1 protein-coding gene is annotated in these 340 nt (G+C 67.6%); it reads left to right on the top strand.

Annotated features, from left to right (window positions below):
* A partial coding sequence (locus EN824_RS33910) for a CapA family protein (protein ID WP_189522279.1) occupies window positions 1–340 on the top strand: 340 nt, incomplete at both ends.

Here is a 340-nt window from a genome sequence, read left to right as displayed (position 1 = left end):
CTCGATCAGGGGATCGTCGGTTTCGAGGAGACGGTCGCGGCGCTCGACCGGCTTGGAATTCGCACCATCGGCACGGTTGCCGGCGGACCTGTCCGGCGCCATGCCGCCGGATCGCTGACGATCGGTTTTGCTGCCTTCACGTTCTGGCGCAACACCGCCGCCGCGCCCTTTGAGGAACGCATCTCCATGTGTGCCGCCGATTGGCCGCGCGAGGCTGCTTCCGATATCGACCTCACCTGCGCGGTGCCGCATTGGGATTGGGAGTTTCGGCATTTTCCGAGGCCGGCGACGCTGGCGGTGGCGAGGCGGCTGGCGGATACGGGCGCCGGGCTGATCGTCG

This window comes from Mesorhizobium sp. M8A.F.Ca.ET.181.01.1.1 (assembly GCF_004792025.1).
Lineage (GTDB): Bacteria > Pseudomonadota > Alphaproteobacteria > Rhizobiales > Rhizobiaceae > Mesorhizobium.
The sequence above is the reverse complement of the archived record's forward strand: the minus strand, read 5'-3'. Positions and strand labels throughout refer to the sequence as shown.